Here is a 2,001-nt window from a genome sequence, read left to right on the forward strand (position 1 = left end):
GCCGATCGACGTGCACGCGGGCGGCCGCGCGCTGTCGCAGGGGTTCGCGATGGTCTACACGCGCAGCTTCCTGAAGACGCTCAAGCGCAAGGGGCTCGCGAAACTCGAACAGTACCCGGGGCTGTTCGACCGCGACGCGATGCTGCGGGCCGTGACGATGCGCGACTTCGACGAGGTCGTGACCGCGCCGCTGCACGGTTTCGCGAACGCCGACGACTACTGGACGAAGGCAACCACGCGGCCGCTGCTGCGCGCGATCGACGTACCCACGCTGATCCTCAACGCCCGCAACGACCCGTTCCTGCCCGAGTCGGCGCTGCCGGGCCCGGCCGACGTGTCGCCGGCCGTCGAGCTCGACCAGCCCGCGCACGGCGGCCACGCGGGCTTCATGACCGGGCCGTTCCCCGGCCGCCTCGACTGGCTGTCGGCGCGGGTGTTCGGCTATTGCTCGAAATTCGTCGACCATGGATGACATCGTCAGGCAGGCGCTCGCCAAATGGCCGAACGTGCCGGATTGCACCGGCTGGCTGCTGCTCGACCGGCGCGGCACATGGCGGCTGCGCGACGACGCCGCGCAGGCGGCCGGCGAGCTCGGCTCGCCGATCCGGCATGAGGCGCTGAACGCATTCATCGGCCGCAACTACGCCTGCGACGCGCAAGGTCGGTGGTTCTTCCAGAACGGGCCGCAGCGCGTGTACGTCGAGCTCGCCTATACGCCGTGGGTCGTGCGGCTCGCCGAGCGCGACGGGCAGCTTGCGCTCACCGACCAGACCGGCGCCCCGTTCGAACCGGATGCGGCCTGGCTCGACGACGGCGGCGGCGTGCTGTTTCGCGAGGCCGGCACGCCTGCGCGCATCGCGGCGCTGCACGATCACGACCTCGGGCTGTTCGCCGATCACGCGGATTTCGACGCGGAGCCGCCGGTGCTGCGCTGGCGCGACGGCCGCACGCTGCCGCTCGGCAGTATCGCGTGCGCCGACGTGCCGGGCCGGTTCGGCTACGTCGCCAGCCCGGCGCGCCACGCACGCGACGCGGCCGACAGCGGCCACTGACCCGCCGCGGCGCCGGCTGCGTTCGCCGCGCGCCGGCCGCTACCCGCGGCCGTTCTTCTCGTCGTCGCGCTCTTCCTTGTAGCGCGCCTCGAATTCCAGCAGCCGCGCGCCGATGATCGACTGCTCGTAGAACGACACGTCCTTCGCGTCGCGCGCCTCTTTCAGTTGCCGGATCGCCGACGGCCACGCTCCATCGAGCGCCAGCTTCTCCGCCAGCGCCCGGCGCCGCGCGAGCACGTCGCCCTTGCCGTCGCTCGACTTCGCGAGGTAATCCCACCAGTCCGGCTGTTCGGGGTCGGCCTTCGCCTGCGCCCGTGCGAGGGTTTGCGCTTCGGCGAAGCGGCGCGCGGCGATCAGCGCCTGCAGGTGCGCGACGATCGCCGCGTGCGACGCCGGCCAGCGCCGCTGCGCGAGCGCCGAGAGCCGCACCGCGTCGTCGGTCCGGCCCGCGCGGCGGGCAATGTCGGCGGCCAGCACGTCGAGACTCGGCGAGCTGGTCGCCGGGTCGTCCTCGCGGCGCTCGCGCGCATCGAATGCAGCGCGGGCCGACGCGAGCGCGTTGTCGGCCGCGTCGTACTGGCCGAGCAGCGTATTCGCGAGCGCGATGCCGTACCAGTTCGCCGCGACGTTCGGCGCCGTGTGATCGTCGAGCTCGAGCTGCATCCGGCGCGCCTCGGCCGCGATGTCGGTCGGCGCCCGGTTCTGCAGGACGCGCAGCCGTGCCCGCACGAACCCGTACTCGGCCGACTGGCGCGGCTGCCGGTACGGCGCGCGGCGCGCGCGATCCTCCATGTCGGCAATCCGCTCCCCGGTCAGCGGGTGCGTGCGCGCATAGGCCGGCACGCCCGCATCGCCCATCGACGCGCGGTCGAGCCGCTCGAAGAAGCCGGGCATTCCGTACGGGTCGTAGCCGGCCCCCGCGAGCAGCTGGAAGCCGACGCGGTCGGCC

The 2,001-nt window shown here is 73.0% G+C and carries 2 protein-coding genes and 1 pseudogene; 2 read left to right on the plus strand and 1 reads right to left on the minus strand.

The window, feature by feature from the left end; genetic code table 11:
- Window positions 1-472: YheT family hydrolase (locus JMF90_RS34995; RefSeq protein WP_374104323.1), on the plus strand; the 472-nt coding region annotated here is incomplete at its 5' end.
- Window positions 465-1,052, plus strand: a complete 588-nt coding sequence (locus JMF90_RS35000) for a DUF2946 family protein (protein WP_011546111.1) — start codon at window positions 465-467, stop codon at window positions 1,050-1,052. The genes JMF90_RS34995 and JMF90_RS35000, both read left to right, overlap by 8 nt.
- Before the next feature lie 39 nt (window positions 1,053-1,091).
- Here JMF90_RS35000 and JMF90_RS35005 read toward each other — a convergent pair.
- A pseudogene (locus JMF90_RS35005) lies at window positions 1,092-2,001 on the minus strand (M48 family metalloprotease); the annotation flags it as partial.

Source organism: Burkholderia sp. E168m23 (assembly GCF_016586125.1).
GTDB classification, from domain to species: domain Bacteria; phylum Pseudomonadota; class Gammaproteobacteria; order Burkholderiales; family Burkholderiaceae; genus Burkholderia; species Burkholderia orbicola.

Bases quoted from the DNA above. Each gene is read 5' to 3' on its own strand.
- JMF90_RS35000 (WP_011546111.1), top strand. From the start codon at position 465: ATGGATGACATCGTCAGGCAGGCGCTCGCCAAATGGCCGAACGTGCCG.